This window comes from Halobellus inordinatus, assembly GCF_024464655.1.
In the GTDB taxonomy this organism is placed as follows: Archaea; Halobacteriota; Halobacteria; order Halobacteriales; family Haloferacaceae; genus Haloquadratum; species Haloquadratum inordinatus.
On record NZ_JANHAV010000009.1, the window covers coordinates 35,919 to 51,885 of the forward strand.

14 protein-coding genes are annotated in these 15,967 nt (G+C 65.4%); 11 read left to right on the top strand and 3 right to left on the bottom strand.

The annotated features are described in order from the left end of the window. Nucleotides 1-53: 53 nt before the first annotated feature. Entirely contained in the window at nucleotides 54-680 is a 627-nt protein-coding gene (locus tag NO347_RS14560) for a rubrerythrin family protein (protein WP_256290365.1), read from the top strand. Nucleotides 681-864: 184 nt separating this feature from the next. Here NO347_RS14560 and NO347_RS14565 read toward each other — a convergent pair whose 3' ends face one another. Together NO347_RS14565 and NO347_RS14570 are read right to left on the bottom strand one after the other, a co-directional pair. Next, nucleotides 865-2,103, bottom strand: a complete 1,239-nt coding sequence (locus NO347_RS14565) for a mandelate racemase/muconate lactonizing enzyme family protein (protein ID WP_256290366.1) — start codon at nucleotides 2,101-2,103, stop codon at nucleotides 865-867. A 56-nt stretch (nucleotides 2,104-2,159) separates the two neighbouring features. Then, nucleotides 2,160-2,729, bottom strand: coding sequence for a DUF7344 domain-containing protein (locus tag NO347_RS14570; RefSeq protein ID WP_256290367.1), 570 nt, complete (start codon nucleotides 2,727-2,729; stop codon nucleotides 2,160-2,162). A 674-nt stretch (nucleotides 2,730-3,403) separates the two neighbouring features. Here NO347_RS14570 and NO347_RS14575 point away from each other — a divergent pair. Together NO347_RS14575 and NO347_RS14580 are read left to right on the top strand one after the other, a co-directional pair. After that, nucleotides 3,404-4,099 (top strand): DUF8054 domain-containing protein, encoded by a 696-nt coding sequence (locus NO347_RS14575; protein WP_256290369.1) that lies wholly within the window; start codon nucleotides 3,404-3,406, stop codon nucleotides 4,097-4,099. Next, complete coding sequence (locus NO347_RS14580) at nucleotides 4,096-4,227, top strand: DUF8054 domain-containing protein (protein WP_256290371.1); 132 nt, start codon at nucleotides 4,096-4,098, stop codon at nucleotides 4,225-4,227. Before NO347_RS14575 ends, NO347_RS14580 begins: the two co-directional genes overlap by 4 nt. A gap of 222 nt (nucleotides 4,228-4,449) precedes the next feature. Here NO347_RS14580 and NO347_RS14585 read toward each other — a convergent pair whose 3' ends face one another. Continuing rightward, nucleotides 4,450-4,986, bottom strand: coding sequence for a DUF7344 domain-containing protein (locus NO347_RS14585; protein ID WP_121570260.1), 537 nt, complete (start codon nucleotides 4,984-4,986; stop codon nucleotides 4,450-4,452). Between the two features lie 511 nt (nucleotides 4,987-5,497). Here NO347_RS14585 and NO347_RS14590 point away from each other — a divergent pair. The 8 genes from NO347_RS14590 to NO347_RS14625 all read left to right on the top strand — a co-directional run bounded on the left by NO347_RS14590 (nucleotide 5,498) and on the right by NO347_RS14625 (nucleotide 15,960). Beyond that, nucleotides 5,498-6,745: a SipW-dependent-type signal peptide-containing protein gene (locus NO347_RS14590; RefSeq protein WP_256290372.1), complete on the top strand. Its 1,248-nt coding sequence runs from the start codon at nucleotides 5,498-5,500 to the stop codon at nucleotides 6,743-6,745. Between the two features lie 131 nt (nucleotides 6,746-6,876). After that, on the top strand, nucleotides 6,877-8,331 hold the full coding sequence (locus NO347_RS14595; RefSeq protein ID WP_256290373.1) for a vWA domain-containing protein: 1,455 nt from the start codon (nucleotides 6,877-6,879) through the stop codon (nucleotides 8,329-8,331). Between the two features lie 118 nt (nucleotides 8,332-8,449). Then, the gene (locus NO347_RS14600) at nucleotides 8,450-10,030 is read left to right on the top strand and encodes a vWA domain-containing protein (RefSeq protein WP_256290374.1); all 1,581 of its coding nucleotides are present in this window, start codon (nucleotides 8,450-8,452) and stop codon (nucleotides 10,028-10,030) included. Between the two features lie 105 nt (nucleotides 10,031-10,135). Then, nucleotides 10,136-10,891, top strand: a complete 756-nt coding sequence (locus tag NO347_RS14605) for a hypothetical protein (RefSeq protein ID WP_256290375.1) — start codon at nucleotides 10,136-10,138, stop codon at nucleotides 10,889-10,891. A 235-nt stretch (nucleotides 10,892-11,126) separates the two neighbouring features. Then, on the top strand, nucleotides 11,127-12,251 hold the full coding sequence (locus NO347_RS14610; protein WP_256290377.1) for a signal peptidase I: 1,125 nt from the start codon (nucleotides 11,127-11,129) through the stop codon (nucleotides 12,249-12,251). A gap of 112 nt (nucleotides 12,252-12,363) precedes the next feature. Next, nucleotides 12,364-13,446, top strand: coding sequence for a twin-arginine translocation signal domain-containing protein (locus tag NO347_RS14615; protein WP_256290378.1), 1,083 nt, complete (start codon nucleotides 12,364-12,366; stop codon nucleotides 13,444-13,446). After that, nucleotides 13,436-14,758 carry a hypothetical protein gene (locus tag NO347_RS14620; RefSeq protein WP_256290379.1) on the top strand — a complete coding sequence of 441 codons (1,323 nt, stop codon included), beginning with the start codon at nucleotides 13,436-13,438 and terminating at the stop codon, nucleotides 14,756-14,758. Before NO347_RS14615 ends, NO347_RS14620 begins: the two co-directional genes overlap by 11 nt. After that, complete coding sequence (locus NO347_RS14625) at nucleotides 14,758-15,960, top strand: hypothetical protein (protein WP_256290381.1); 1,203 nt, start codon at nucleotides 14,758-14,760, stop codon at nucleotides 15,958-15,960. The genes NO347_RS14620 and NO347_RS14625 overlap by 1 nt, the downstream gene beginning before the upstream one ends. Nucleotides 15,961-15,967: the final 7 nt, after the last annotated feature.

Here is a 15,967-nt window from a genome sequence, read left to right on the forward strand (position 1 = left end):
ACTGTCGCAACGGCGGCGGAAACGGTTAGGTGCTGCGACCGCTCGTTTTCGATATGAGCCGCGAAGCTCGCGACGGAGACTGGCTCCGTGAGAAAGTCGAATCGGCGGAAGCTTCGTCGCTGGCGCTGCTCGGGTCCGAACAGTTTCTCTACGCGGCCGCCGGGGGCGATCCGATTCCCGAGGCGCTGCTCGTTGCCGCCGCAGCGAGCGAACACGCGGCGCGGGAGACGTTCCGACAGTGGACCGAAGACGAGGGAGACGACGACGCCCGCGCTGCTTTCGAGTCGGTCGTCGAACAGGAGACGGGACACCGCAGCCGGGTCGTGAGCGAACTGGACGGCTGGAGCCCCGAGAGCGGGCCCCCAGGGCCGATGCACGCGTATCTCCGCGCCCGTGACGCGACTGTCGAGCGCATCGCCGGCGGGATGGTCGGCCGTCCACTGGTCACGCTCCGGACCCACGAGCGGCTCGTATCCTTCTTCACCGCCCGCGGCGACGACCGGCGCGCGGGTCTCTTTCGAGACCTCCGCGCGGAGACGGCGGCCGCCCTCGACGACGGCATCTCACTGCTCGAAACGCGGTGTGCGAGCGATTCGGCGTGGGAGACCGCCAGGCTCGTCGCGACGTACACGGTCCGGTTGGCCGGCGACGACACGGCCGACACGCTTCGAGGGCTATAGTAGCGTTTGCAACTGATTGCTCATCCGATCGCACGCAGTCGTGCGATCGAGTGAGTGAAGACTTGCAAACGTTACTATAGGTACCGACCCGGCAGTGTCGAACAGCGGGTGAGAGCGGTCGTCCTGTGGTCGGGGTCGGCCGGCCGACATTCCGGTGAGAGCGGGCAGTGCGAACCGGCCGCCCCTACGCCTCGTCGAATAGTTCCTCGCCGTCGACCATTCGCTCCGCGACGGCGTCCATATCGAGCGTCACGCCGAGACCGGGCGTTTCGGGGACCTCGATCGAGCCGTTCTCGATAACCGTCTCCTCGACGAGTTCGTCCCACCAGCCGAGTTCGTAGGAGTGATACTCGACGGCCAGCGCGTTCGGAATCGCCGCGCCGACGTGGGCAGCCGCCATCGTGGCGACGGGCGAGGCGACGTTGTGCATCGCGACGGGAACGTAATACTGGTTCGCGACGTCGGCGATCTTCCGCGTCTCGCGCATCCCGCCGACTTTCGGCAGATCGGGGGCGACGATGTCGACCGCCTGATTTTCGATCAGCCGGCGCACCTCCGTGACGCGATAGCGATTCTCGCCGACGGTGATTGGCGTCGTCGTCGACTTCGTGACTTCCTCTTGGACGTCGAGGTTCTCCGGCGGGACGGGGTCTTCGAGCCACCAGACGTCGAAGTCTTCGATCGCGGCCGCGAGGCGCTTTGCGGACCCACCCGAGAACGTCCAGTGGCAATCGAAGGCGACGTCGGCGCGGTCCTTCACACGCTCTGTGACCTGCTCGACGATCTCGGCTTTGTGTCGGATCTCACCGGGACGGAGATGCCGGTTCGCGCGGTCTTTCTCCAGCCCCGAGGGCACGTCGAGGTCGAACTTCAGCGCGTCGTAGCCGAGTTCCTCGACGACGCGCTCGGCCTCGTCGGCGCAGGCCTCCGGGTCGGCCTCGTCTTCGGTGTGGCAGTCACAGTAGACACGCATCTCGTCGCGGTACTTGCCGCCGAGCAGTTGGTACGCCGGGAGTTCGAGAATCTTCCCTGCGAGGTCGTGCAGGGCGACTTCGATGCCCGAGATGGCCGTGACAGTGACGCCCTCGACTGAGCCCTCGCCGGACATCTTCTGGATCAGGTGTTCGTACAATCGGTCGATGTCGAGGGGGTTCTCGCCGACGATCATCGGCTTCATCCGCTGGATGAGTTCCGGCACGCCGGCCCCCCAGTAGGCCTCGCCAGTCCCGACGATGCCGGCGTCGGTGTAGACCCGCACGAGCGTCCACGGGAAGTTCCCGTCGACCATCGTCGTCTGCACGTCGGTGATCTCGACGTCGCGGCCGCCACCGCGTTTCGCCGTCACGCCCATCGTCTCCGCGGAGAGCTCTCGCATCGTGTACTCCGCGTTCGGGTCGTGCAGCTCGGAGTAATCCGTTCCCATAGCAGTCGATTTACTCGGTACAGTGAAAGTCTTTGGTCGTCGGCCGGCAGTCGATCTCACTCCGGCGGCGGACGGTTGTGAACGCCGATCCGCGCCTGCTCGTGCGACCGGTAGTGAAACACGGCGGAGACGGAGAAACTGAGTACGACGAGTCCCGCCCAGCCGGCGTCGGGGAGCAGCCCGAACGGGAAGAAATCGAGCCACGCGACGAGCAGGAGGGCGGCGCTGACGGCTGACAGCGCCAGATAGTACTCGTGCCAGGGGAGGTCGTTGCCCCGCACGACATCCAGATAAATATTGACCTCCTCTTTGGCGGCTGTCGGCCGAACCGTTCCGCGGTCTTTGTCGTAGACGACGAGCCCGGCGTTGTGAAGTTTCGGCAGGTGAAGCTGTTGGAGTGCCGTATAGACCGACTTTCGATCCTCACGAGCGACTCGCTCGACGGTCGTTCCCTTCTCCCAGGCGGCGACTGTCTCCGCCAGCGACCCGATGTCGTGGGCGTCCGACCCCGAAAGAACCCGCAACACGTACCGCCGCCGGTGATTCGCGAGCACCTCGAAGAGTTCCTCCTCGGAGAGGGACTCTACCGACCCGTCGGGTTCTGGGTCGAGTGTCGCGGGCCGCACACTAACGCCAGAAGGTTTCACGTAACGGACATTATCTTTCGACAGCATAAGTATCTCCCTTCGTGTTACGGAAGCATCACGTCAAGTAGCACGAGAATACCGGATCCGTCACTTATACGCTGAACAGGCGCAATACCACGGCGTTCACGCCGTGGATACGCGCCGTCACTTGGGAGAGCACCCACGTTCGACAGCACTCTGAGTTTCGGAATACTGGCGTTTAAGTGACAGGCAACCGTGTTAATGGATAGGAATCGGTCGGAACGGAGCGGATTCCGAACCGTCCTTCGGAGGTGGCCTGTCCACCCATCTAATGAGACAGTATCCGAAAGAGCAGACGGTGAACGTCACATCCTCGAAGGGTGTGCCCATGTGCCGACTGCCCAAAGCGAGTCAGACGATACCCCCGAGTCTGCTGACGCCTGCTGGCGTCCCCGTGGCCAAAACAACACCGGGACGCCGAACACGGTCGAGGATAGGGGTACCGGCGGCTTGGCACCGCCAGCAGTCTACCAGTCCGATACTGTGGGACTACCCGCGCCCGAAAGGGCTGGTAGTCCGGTGATTGGGCTGCGAACCTGAAACTCCCACCGCTCGGGATTCCTCCGCGTTTACGCGGAGGAGGATGTCAAGTAGTGATTAGCTATGCCGCCACTCTACGAAGCATTCGCGTGATGAGGATCGCCGGCGAGCGGAAGATACAGTGGCGGCGGCCGGAGTACACCGGGCCGAACAGATGCCTCGCGTGTACTGCCGTCAGCGTCGCACTAACCGGAGTTCTGGCTGTCGGCATCAGTTTCGTCAGCGTTCCGGTCGGCGTCGCTGTCGGCGTGGTCGGACTCGCGGCGATCTATTTCCGCGGGTACCTCGTGCCGGGGACGCCGACGCTGACCAAGCGGCACCTCCCCGTTTCGGTGCTCCAACTGTTCGACGGGCACGACACTCCGGAGGTCACGTTCGGCGCGGGACCGTCCGCGGTCGTCGATATCGAGCGGTTTCTGGGCGACGTCGGCGCTCTCGAACCGTGCCGAGGTGGCGGGGACCTGTGTCTCTCGCCGAGATTTCGAGATGCGTGGTTCGAGCAGATCGACCGGGTAAATCCGGATGACGCGGTCGAATTGCTCTTCGAGGGCACCGTCGGCGACCAGCCCGTTTCGACAGCGCGGCGATCGCACGCGTTCGTCGCGATGGCCGATTCGGTGACGGTCGGCAAGTGGGAGTCAGAAGCCGCGTTCCTCGCTGACTGCGCCGCGGACGCAGTGCTTCGTGACCGCACTGCGGCCAGACGGAGGTTCAGCGAGAGGCACGTTTGGAGGTGCTCGGCGCGCTTCGACTGTGGCTCGATCGCTGCCCCGCCTGCGGTGGAGTGATTTCGCTCGACGGGGAGACGGTCGAGTCGTGTTGTCGGTCCTTCGAGGTCGTCGCCGCGACGTGTAACGAGTGTGGGACGCGGGTGTTCGAGGCGCGGCTCCCGCCGGGTGAAGTCCAGGTAGAGTGACGTTACGAGACAGTAATGTGACTCGGTCAAAGCAGCAATCGATCGTATTTCTCTGTCAAATCGGTTCCGGCTACCGACGGAGAGACCGTTTGGTCGGCGGTTCGGGCAGTGGGACAATAGCGCGGGCAGTGAGCGAGCGTTCATACTGTCGGACAGCAGTTCGTGAATGATGTTGGCACCCACGGGATGCCGATGATTTTCACATAGTTCTGTCCGACAGTATCAGGACAATCGGGAGAGGTAGAACCACCGATGTGACCAGATCTGATAGAGCGCCGAGCCTGCGATGATCGCGAGGAACGCGCTCGCGAAGACGAGCGGGTCGACCGCAGCGAACAACGGCACGCCGGTGAGCGAGAGCACGACGAGAAACAGCGCGAGCGTTCCTAGCGTCCGGTAGTACGTCGCCCAGGTGACGCCGTACTTCGTCACGACCTCCATATACACGTCGACCGTGCGTGCCTCCTTGCGGAGTCTGATCGTCTTTCGATTACGATCGTAGTCGACGACGCCGGCCGAATCCAGTCGAGGCAGATGACTCTGGTGCAGCGAGATGTAGACACTATCGCGGATGTTCCGCGGCGCCGGTGATTCCCCCGTCTCGATTTCGGCGATCTCCTCGGCGAGGTCCCGGAGCATCACCTCGCGCCCGCGATCCTGGAGGTACTTGATCGCGTACCGACGTCGATCGTTGCGAAGTAAGTCGTGAATATCCGTTTCTGAGATTCTTTGTCTCGTGGATTGTGATCTATAGCTCATACCTGCCCTCGGGTAATTATTCATTGTTCACACAAGTATATAGTAATCATCTTCAAGAAAACAAAGCAGAAGCGCTGAACGTGTCGTTAACCGCGGATCGATCCTCTTGGTATCTCATACTGTCGGACAGCAGTTCGTGAACTATGTTGGCACCCACGGGGTGCCGATACGCTTCACATCGTTCTGTCCGACAGTATCACTCGGCGGCAGCAGGATCGTCTTTCCACTCTGATTTGCCGTTCAATGTCGTCATTCCCCGCTCGCCTCGGATCCGTCGATCTCCGAAGTCGATTCCGTTGTTTCTGCAGTCCACGAGCCTCCGAAACGTGGCGTTAAGCGCCCGTGAGCCCCGTTAGCCAGGAAAACTCGCAATTAGCTATGGGGGTATGAGGGGTGGGGGTAGAGTGTGGAAACACCCACTCAGGGCGCCGCGGCGGACCAGCGACGATCGGTCCTCGCGACGGCGGTTCGACTCCGCCGGTGGGCATCCCCCAACGGGGGAACACAAACCATGACAGAACGGTTCGAAATCTCACGACGGAAGGCACTGGCGGCTCTTGGAACGATCGGCGTCGCGTCTGCGGGCGCAGGACTCGGTACGAGCGCGCTGTTCACGGACGAGGAGTCGTTCGAGAATAACAACCTCGTGGCTGGTTCCCTCGACCTGTTCGTCGACTACTGGACGTCGTCGGATCAGGGCAGCTACGGAAGCAGTGTCGACAGTGGACGGGTGGACGGCGACGGAGACGCGATGTACGCGTACGAACTCTCCGACGTCAAGCCGGGCGACAGCGGTGCGCTGGCGTTCTGCCCGAAGATCGTCGACAACCCCGCCTGGCTCTGGCTGGGTTCGGGCGGCCTCGTCGACTACGAGAACGGCCAGACGGAACCCGAGATGGACGCCGACGCGAGTGGCGGCGGCTCGATCGGCTCACCAAACGACGGCGCGGGGTCCGGCGAACTGAGCGAGTCTATCCAGGTCACGATCTCGTACGCGGAAGGCATCACCCCCATCGAAGAGGACGGAGACCTCGTCGGCTTCGAGTGCGTCGACCCGGTGGCGCTGAACAATCCCGAGGACTACACCCTCGCGGACCTCAGCGATGAACTCCTCTTCGGCTTCCTGATGGACGTCGCGCGGGGCGAAGAAGGCCCGCAGCCGTACCCCGGCTCGCCCGACGTCGAGACGCAGACCGGCCCGTGTCTCTGCATCGAGTGGGAGCTCCCGATCGAGGTCGGCAACGAGATCCAGACCGACGCCCTCGACTTCGACTTCACCTTCGTCGCCGAGCAGTCGCGGCACAACGACTCGCCGATGAGCCCCTTCGTCGACGTCGACGCGTCGAGCACGGTCGTCACCCAGCCCGCTGACGCACAGGCCGGCTACCCCGGCTCCTTCACCCTCCGCGCGAACGAGAACGTCGTCGAAGTCGACCTCTCCGGCCTCGCGGAGTCCTTCCCCGCTGACACCGCCGGTATGGACAACGTCGGCGTGTTCCTCGGCGATGCAGGCGGGAACTACCAGGTCGAGGTGAAGCTCCAGTCCGACGGCACGTTCGTCCTCGCGAACAACAACGCTGGGGCATCGGTCGGTGACTTCAGCCCGGTTCTCGACGGCGACATAATCCGGATGGACACGGCCGGATTCGGCTCCGTCGGCGTCATCGCGAACATCGTCGACGGCAACGCGAGCACCACGCAGGCGGTCGCGACACCCGGCGACGACAGGCCGTGGCAGGGCCCGCTCTACGTCATCTGAGCCGGCGATTCCTGCACTGCGCTTCCCCCACCCCGGTGGACCGGCCCGACGGCGGGTCGTGACGGTTCGACTCCGTCGGTGGGTCTTCCCCGAACGGGGAGCGTCCGCGGCCGGACGACGAACACAGACCAATGACAGAACACGAATTCGACATCTCGCGGCGGAAAGTCCTCGGTGCACTCGGTGCGGTCGGCGTGGCCTCGGCCGGCGCCGGCCTCGGCACGAGCGCGCTGTTCACGGACGACGAAACGTTCGAAAATAATCAGCTGACGGCGGGGAGTCTCGACCTCAAGCTCGACTACAAGTCGACGTACAGGGGCGGCCCCGGTCGGCTCGACGCGATCAAAGCGATGGGCTACCCGGACGCCGAGGACCTCGGCGACGGCGTCTACCTCCTCGATCAGGCCCCCTCGCCGGCGGATATGCAGGCGTGGGAAGACCTCGTGACGGGCGAGGAGTTCCAGTTCTGTTCGCCGGAGGCCGACGAGTTCCTCGTCAACGGCGACGGCATCCCAGTGTTCACCCTCGAAGACGTCAAGCCGGGCGACTACGGCGAGGTGACGATCAGCATTCACATCTGTGACAACCCCGGCTGGCTAGAGATGGTCGGCGGCCTCCGCTCGAACGCAGAGATGGGTATGACCGAGCCCGAGATGGGCGTCGACGACCTCAACGCGGGCGAGATCGGCGAACTCGCCGACCGAATGCAGGTGCGAGTCTGGTACGACGAAGACTGCGACAACGTCTACGAGCCGACCGGCACCGGTGAACAGCAGGAACTGGAGGTCGCGCTCGTCAGCGACGTCTCCGGGTCGATGGGCGGCTCGCCGCTCTCGGCTCTGAAGACCGCCGCGAACGGGTTCGTCGACAACCTCTCCAGCCCGGACGAGGCCGCCGCCATCTCGTTTTCGACCACTGCGACGACCGACCAGGAACTGACGACGAACTACCAGGCGGTCAAGAACGCCATCAACAGCTACTCCGCGGGCGGCGGGACCTCGATCGCCGCAGGTATCGCCGAGGGAGCTGACGAACTGCTCAACGGCACGAACGCCACCGCTAGCGCGTCGAAAGTGATGATCCTGCTGAGCGACGGTCAGTCCAACGCATCGGCTGCACTCAGTGAGGCCGACGACGCCAAGGTCGCGGGCATCCGCATCTTCACGATCGCGCTCGGCAACGCAGACACGAGCCTCCTCGAAGACATCGCGACCTCGCCCGACGACGCGTTCATCGCGCCCAACCCCGCCGATCTCGACACCGTCTACGCGGAGATCGCGCAGGTCGTCCTCGCGGGCGAACTGCTGATCGCCGAAGGATCACTCGCGGACGTGATGGCGCTCCTCGAAGAGGGCGTCGAGCTCGACGGCGACCGCTCCGCCGAGGGTCGACAGCCGTACCCCGGCCAGACCACCCAGTGCGTCGGCTTCGAGTGGGAGCTCCCCATCGAGGTCGGCAACGACGTCCAGACGGACAGCGTCTCCTTCGACGTCGGCTTCAACGCCGTCCAGTCGCGCCACAACGAGATGGGCGACAGCCCCGGGGTCGCTGGCGGGATAAACGAGACGAACAACACGTCGCCGTAGCACGGGTGCTGGCGACGTTCAACCTCGTGCCGGTGCTTCGCAACCTCGGTTGCGAGCGGCCACGGCCGCGACGCGGTTCGACTCCGCGACGGGGTGTCCCCCGCAGGGGAACTCACCTATGACAGACAACGATCAGACGTACGCACTCTCGCGACGCAAAGTGCTCGGAGCCCTCGGTGCGGTCGGCATCGCTTCGGCGGGCGCCGGCCTCGGCACCACCGCGTACTTCAACGACACCGAATCGTTCGAGAACAACACGCTGACTGCCGGGACGCTTGATCTCAAGATCGACTGGCAGCAGTCCTACTACGGGCCGACGGAGTCCTGGGAGTACGTCAACGCGCACCCGGACCACGACGGCGACGGCGAGCAGTCGATCGAGATCGGCGGCGAAACGTACGCCTACGGCGACGAGAGCCGTAATCTCGTCGATTACCTCACCTGTTCGAACTTCGATCAGAACTACGCGGCGAGCTACAACGGCCAGGAGCACCTGATCGAACTCGACGACGTGAAGCCCGGCGACAAAGGCGAGGTCACGTTCAGCCTGCACCTCTGTGACAACCCGGGGTACATCTGGATGCGTGCTGCGGACATCGTCGAGAGCGGCGGCGTGAACACCGAGCCCGAACGGGTCGCTGAAGGCGGCGACGCGAACGAGGCGAACCTCGCGGAGAACGTCGACGTGCGGATGTGGTACGATCAGAACTGCGACAACCGCCTCAACAGTGCGGACATTATGCTCACGATCGACGTCTCCGGGTCGATGCTGTACAGCCAGTACGGCGGCGTCGTCAACGACGACCCGATTCTCGGCTACGACGAGACGACCAAGATCGACCTCGTCGAGGTCGGTGCGGCGGCTCTCGTGCAGGAGCTCATCGACACCGACGCGGACGCGCGTGTCGGCGTCGTCTACTTCAACGGCTCCTCCGGCGGCGACCCCCACATCGAACTCGGGTCGCCGCTGACGTCAGATATCGCGGGTCTCATCGCGCCCAGCGGCGCGCTCAACGGCCTCCGTCAGGTCCTCGCCGACATCGTCGGCGCGAGCACGACGGACCCCTCGGGCGGCGCCGGCATCAGCACGGGGACGTACATCGGCGAGGGCGTCCTCGAAGCCCAGGCGGAACTCGCAAACAACGGCAGAGTCGACACGACGCCGATCAACGTCGTTCTCTCGGACGGCAACTCCTTCCAGGGTGGCGACGGCACGCCGTACGCCTCCCCGACGAGTGCCGCAGACGACGCTCGCGCGTCCTCGCCCGCACCCGCGACGAACGTCTACACCATCGGTGTCGGTGCCGACACGAACGACACCATCCTCACCGAGATGGCCGGTGCAGCGGGTAGCGCCGGCGATGACCCCGCATACTTCCGGGACGTCCCGGACCCAACGAACCTCGTGTCGACGTTCCAGACGCTGGCGGACCTGTTCACCAGCGAAGTCGTCTTCTTCGAGGGGACGCTCGCAGAAGCGCTGGGTGCGCTCGACGGCGACGGCATCCACCTCGACGGCGACCGCACGAAGCCCGAGACGACCGAGTGCTTCGAGCCCGAGGTCGGCCACTGCATCGGATTTGCGTGGTCCCTGCCCCTCGAAGCCGGGAACGAACTCCAGGGCGACTCGGTCGCGTTCGACCTGTCGTTCTACACCGAGCAGTGCCGCCACAACGACGGCGTCGAGCAGACGGCATAGGCCCACGAGACGGACCGTACGGCTGGGACGCCGGATCGCTGCCGCACGGATGCGGCAGTCGACTCGCTCGCTGTCTGGCGCGTAATTCCTCGAAACGGATTCAAAATGAAGACACCCACACGACGGCAGATACTCGCGGCGGTCGCTGGCACGGGCCTCGTTGCGGTCGGCGCGGGGCCGGTGCGAGCGGCTAGCGGACTCGCGCCGGTCGAACTGAATCAATCGGCGCAGATCCAGGCCGGCGACTCGTTACCGGCTGTCGCGCTCGACTGGCGTGAGACCGTCAACAGCGTCGTCACGGAGGACACGAGTCTGGCAGCCGTCGCGACCGATCGTACGGGCGACGTCGGCCTCGTCGTCGACGAAGCGGTCCTGCCGGGCGATACTGGTGCTGTGACGCTCCGGGCGACGCTCGTCGACGGCGTGGAGGGCGAGGCGGTCGAATCCGCCGAGCTATCGCTCCACTTTTCGCTGACGGAAACTGCTGAGAATGGCCTCACAGAGCCCGAGCGAGAGGCGAACGACACGACGCCCGCCATCGGCGAACTACAGGACGCCGCGACGATCGAGATCTGGAACGATATGGGCATCGGGACCGGGAACGGCAGCAACGAGGACATCCCGTTTCTGACCGACGGCGACGACGTGATCGCGTCGGGTACGCTCGCGGCGGTCGCCGACGACCCTGCGTTCGCCGATGGCGGATACGGACTCACCCGAGACGGTGAGTCGTGTCTCACGGTCGGCGAGGCGGTCTACGTCTCGTTCCGCTGGGCGATTCCCATCGACGTAGGCAACGTCGTTCAGAGCGACAGTGCGCGGTTCACCGTCGGGTTCGCCGCTCGGAGGTGTCGTGAATGACCGCTGTCCGAGCGGTATCGCGCACCACCGCCATTCGGTCGCGTTTCATCGCGTTTAACGCCTCATTACGTGCTGAAATGCCTTTCTGCGCCACCGGATCGACGACCGTTCGAGGCGTTCAAGACGACGATGCCGGAACAGGGGGCTCGCCTAACGCGGCGATAGCTATGCCCGCTAGCGTCCATCTCTCTCCCAGTGATGATTCACGTGCAGGCGAGACTGGAGGGGCGCGACGATGACGAGTGAGCGCAGCGCGCTGCGAACGGTAGCGAACGTACTCGGCGTGCTCTTGCTCGTCGGTCTCGTCGCGCCGTTCGTCGTCTACGGCGTCCCGCAGGTGGCCGGCGCAGACTACAGTTTCGTCGTCCTCTCCGGCAGTATGGAACCCGCGATGAGCCCCGGCGACGCGATCGTCGTCCGTGAGGCCGCGCCGGGTGAGGTCACAGAACGGGACGTCATCACCTTCCGGACCGACAGCGAGACGCCGACGACCCACCGCGTCATCGACGTCATCGAACGGGACGGGACCGTCGCCTACGTGACGAAAGGCGACGCCAACGAGGACCCAGACAGCGGAACCGTCTCTCACGAGCAGGTGCTCGGCGAGGTGCTGGTGACGCTCCCGCTGCTCGGCTACGTCGTCCGATTCGTCAACACCCCCGTCGGCTTCGCCGTGGTCGTCGTCGGGCCGTTGGTCGCCTTCGTCATCTCGGAGGTCTGGACGCTCGTCCGATCGGTCGACGGCGAGGGGGTCGACAGCGAGTCGACCGACAGCGAATCGGCAGACAGCGAATCAGTAGACAGCGAGACAGATGCGGCGGCGAGCGGCGGTACGTCGCCGCAGGGAGCAGAAGCCGAGGAGAGAGACGACACGCCGGCGTCGGCCGAGCCAGCGTCGACCGACTCGACGCCAGCCGAATCGGGGTCGACGTCGGCGACTGCGTCGTTCACCCTGACGCGGTCGAGCCTCCAACTCCTGGGCCTGGTGTTCGCGTTCTACCTCCCGTACAGCGCCTACGTCGCCTACACCACGATCGCAGCGTGGACGATCGCGGTCGCGATCGCGACCGCGATCGGGCTCCTGTTCGTCGTCGGCCTGTACGTCGGTACCCGCGGCGACGAGAACGCAAACGGGGAGGCCAACAGCGACGCGGACGGCAGCGTGGAGAGTTCCACCGAGGAGGCCGACAGCGACGCGGACGGCAGCGTGGAGAGTTCCACCGAGGAGGACGACAGCGACGTGCCGAGTGAAGTTCCGATGCCGCCGGCCGGTGAAGACGGCGCCGACGCCGTCTATCCCGACCGATCGACCGCTGCCGACGGCGGCAGCGAAGTCAGGGGGCGAGACGACGATGCGTGACTTCGAGACAGAACAGAACGGGAGCGAGCTGTCCACCGAAACAGCTGCGCACAGCGGCGCGGAGGGGCAATCCCTCCCGGAACGACCTTCGAACACAGCGGAGACGATAGATGTGACACGAGAGCGCGGAACCGACGAACAGCGAGGTGAAAGTGATCGGGGGCAGGGCCGGATCGGCTTCGGGTTGTCGCGGCGACAGCTCCTGTACGCGGTCGCTGCGACCGGCGCGGCGGCCGGCTCGGGCAGCGGCGTCGCGGCGATGCTCACCGACACGGAACGCGTCGGCTCACAGTTCACGGTCGGCACGCTCGACCTCGACGTCGACGTGCGCTCGCCGTCGAGTTGGCAGCACGGCGCCTACACCGGCTCGCTCGGGATCAACGAGTCGGAAACGGCCGTTTTCGAGCTGTCGGTCGACAGCAACCCGGCGTACGTCTGGCTCGTCACCCCCTGCCCGTCGTGTGAGCCGATCGAATCGAAACTCGACGTGCGGCTCGATCTGACGATTCCGGGAGCGGGCACGGTGACGCTCTTCGACGGAACGCTCGGTGCGTTCCGTGCGGCGTACGGATCGGGGGCGTTGCTCTCGACGCAGGCGCTCGCAAGCGACGGCGAGACGTGGACCGTCTCGTTCACCTGGTCGCTGACCGAGCCGGTCGCAGACACGGACGTAGCGTTCGGATTCGAGTTCCGGGCCGTCCAGCAGCGACACCTCGGCGACCCGCGCGCGTACGATCTCGGCCTCCCGGCGTGTGCACCGTGCGAGGACACCGGCGACTGCGGGAAGGACATCAGCTACGTCGCGTTCTGTAGCGACGAGCCGATCGACCCCGCGGGCGTCGCCTTCGCGCGCCATCCGTGCGGTGATACCGATCGATACGCGACGCTCGAACTCACCGCGCTGCCGGCGCACGTCGACCGCGTCCTGCTCAAACACGGGACGAACTTGGACGTCTTCGCCTACGACGGCGAGGCGATGCCGTTCCGCATCACCACCGGCGGTGGCCAGTCCGATCTCGTGATGGTGGCGACCTACGAGCAGGACGGCAACGAGTACCCCGGGAGCGGGACGCCGCCGCGGAGCAACAGCGACCCGTGCCCGGGCACGTACTCGCTTAAACACGAGTTCGGAGCCTCGAACGGCGACGACCAAATCGATCACGGACAGGGCGATTCGAGCGGCGGTGACAAGTAATGAGAAATCAGACGACACTGGCGGTGGCGCGATGACGTTCGATAGCTGGCGGTGCGACGGAGGCAGACGGCTGCTCGCAGTCGCCTTGGCGCTCGTCGTCGTCGCCTCCGTATCAGGAAGTGCGACGACGGCACTGCTGTCGGACCGCGAGTCGATCGACGTCGGCTTGACCGTCGACGATCACGGCGGCGTCGCCCAGTTCCACGTCGAGTCGATCGCGACCTGTCCGGTCGAAACGGTCGAGCACGACGCCGCGACGCTGCAACTCACAGAGCGGTTCGACGTCGAGGGCGACGGCTGCGCCCAGATCTCGGTTTGGGTCTCGGAGTCCTGGCTCGACCGCGTCGGCACGGACGTCGGCGACGTCGTCATCGGTCACGAGAACGCGAGCGGATGGGCGTACTTCGAGACGACGGTCGTGCGCGAGCAGGCCGGCTGGTACGAACTGGCCGCAGTCACGGACGGATTCAGCCCCTTCGGCCTGTTCGTGCCCAACGAAACGTTCGTGGACACCGCCGCAGGCGCGGCAGCCAACGGAGCGAGCGGACCGGACGAAGCCGCCGCTCCCGGCGTGCCCGGTGACCGCGGTGACCTGAACGTCTCGGACAATGTGACGGGGAGCGACCCAGGCAACGAAACCGTCGGTGAAGTGGCCGCAGACCCGGTCAAAGACGAGACCACCGGGAACGCGACGGCCGGAGGCGGGATCGTCGGAAACGCAACGCAGTCCGGGAACGGCGCGAACGACGAGTCCGGCGAGCCGGGCGCAGCGCCAGAGGCGGAAGCGAACGCGACCACGGACGCGTCGACTTCGGAGTCGGGTGAGACTGTCGAAGGGTCCGAGCCGTCAGGCGACGACACGCCCGCGGCGAGCGACTCGCCCGACGAATCGCCGTCGGAGCCGAACGACACCGAAACCGACGCGGACGGATCTGGTGACGACATAGCCGACACTGACGGAGCGAGCGGCGACGACGCCGCTGGCGATGAGACAGAGAGCGGCGACGGTGACGCCGCGGCGGGTGGCGATGGAAACGACGAGACAGAGGGTGACGCCAGCGTCGAGCAATCGAGCGACGGCGATCCGGGCGCCGACGAGTCCACCGAGGCGCCAGTCGACGGTTCCTCGTCCGAGAACCCGGGCGAGAGTGAACCCGGCGACGAACCAGAGAGTACGTCCGATACGGCTACCGGCGAGAGCAGCAGCGGAGACGACGAGAAGGCCGAGAACGAAGACAGCGAGTCGGCGTCTAACAGCTCTGACACGGGCGACGCAGCGAGCGGGGCTGACTCGGGTACGGGCGCGGAGTGATGACCCCATCGGGCGTCCCGGCGACGCTCTCGCGGAAACACCTCCTGGCGGTCGTGGTGATCGCGATGGCACTCACGGGAGCGGGCGTCGGTGTTCTCTCGGACGGCTTCACGCTTTCGCGAGGCCCCGCCCCGGCCGAGGCCGGTGACGCTGCGGCGTCCCTCGCGACGATCGAGGTCACAGCGTCCGATCCCGCCGACGTCCGGAACGACGCCGGTGATGTAGGCGTCGTCAGCGGGACGCTCGGCGGGACGCTCACGCTCGCCGAGGGAGTCGATCGAGTGGAGTTCGTCGTCCAGACGCGACTGCCGAACGGAACGTGGGCGGTCGCAGCGTCCGGGACCGCGACGGGGGTTCCGGCCGGTCAGTTGAACCTGGAACCGGGCATCGGCGGGCCAGACACGATCTACCTGGATGCCGCTCAGTCTGCGGGCTTCGACGTCCAAGAACCTGGGACCGTCGCGGTCCGCCGCGGCGCGATCGCGGTCACGGCGCGACTGTTCGTCGGCGACGAAGTAATTGCGACAGTCACGGACGTCGACGGCTACGAGCTCACCGTCGATCGGCCAGCACCGGCGACGGTGTCGTTCGCGCCGGTGGACGAGTCGGCGACGGAGGAAAACAGCGGTTCCACCGGAGCCAGCGATCCGACCGACACGACCAGGCGCACGATCACTCAGATCGGGTCGGGATCGGACGCCGGTCCCGAATCAAGTAGTGGAGCCGACGCAAGCGACGCGGACGAGACGACAGACAGCACCACGCCGACGACGGCGTTCTTCGGGACCGGGGACGTGGTCCCGGGGAGTGCCGGCAAGTCGGCGGCGGTCCTGGAGCCGACGTCGGCGGAGATGACTACGCTAGAGGTCACTGTCGGGGCCGCGATCGACGCCGAAAACGGCGTGACAGAGCCCGAATCGGTGGTCGACGAGACGCCCGAAGATGGCGAACTCTCGTCGAAGGTGGACGTCAGGATCGTCCTCGTTCGAGAGTCCGGTGATCGACAGTACGTCGTCGGCAGTGCAGACGCATTCGTCCCACTGGCGACGGCTGCCGGCGCGACAGAGTCGCTGGCGATCGAGTCGAACGAGCGCGTCTCGCTGGTCGTCGAGTGGCGGATCGACGCCACTGTCGGGAACGAGATTCAATCAGACAGCACGACGGCCTCGGTCCACTACCGCTTCACGTCGGAGCCGTCTTGAACAGACG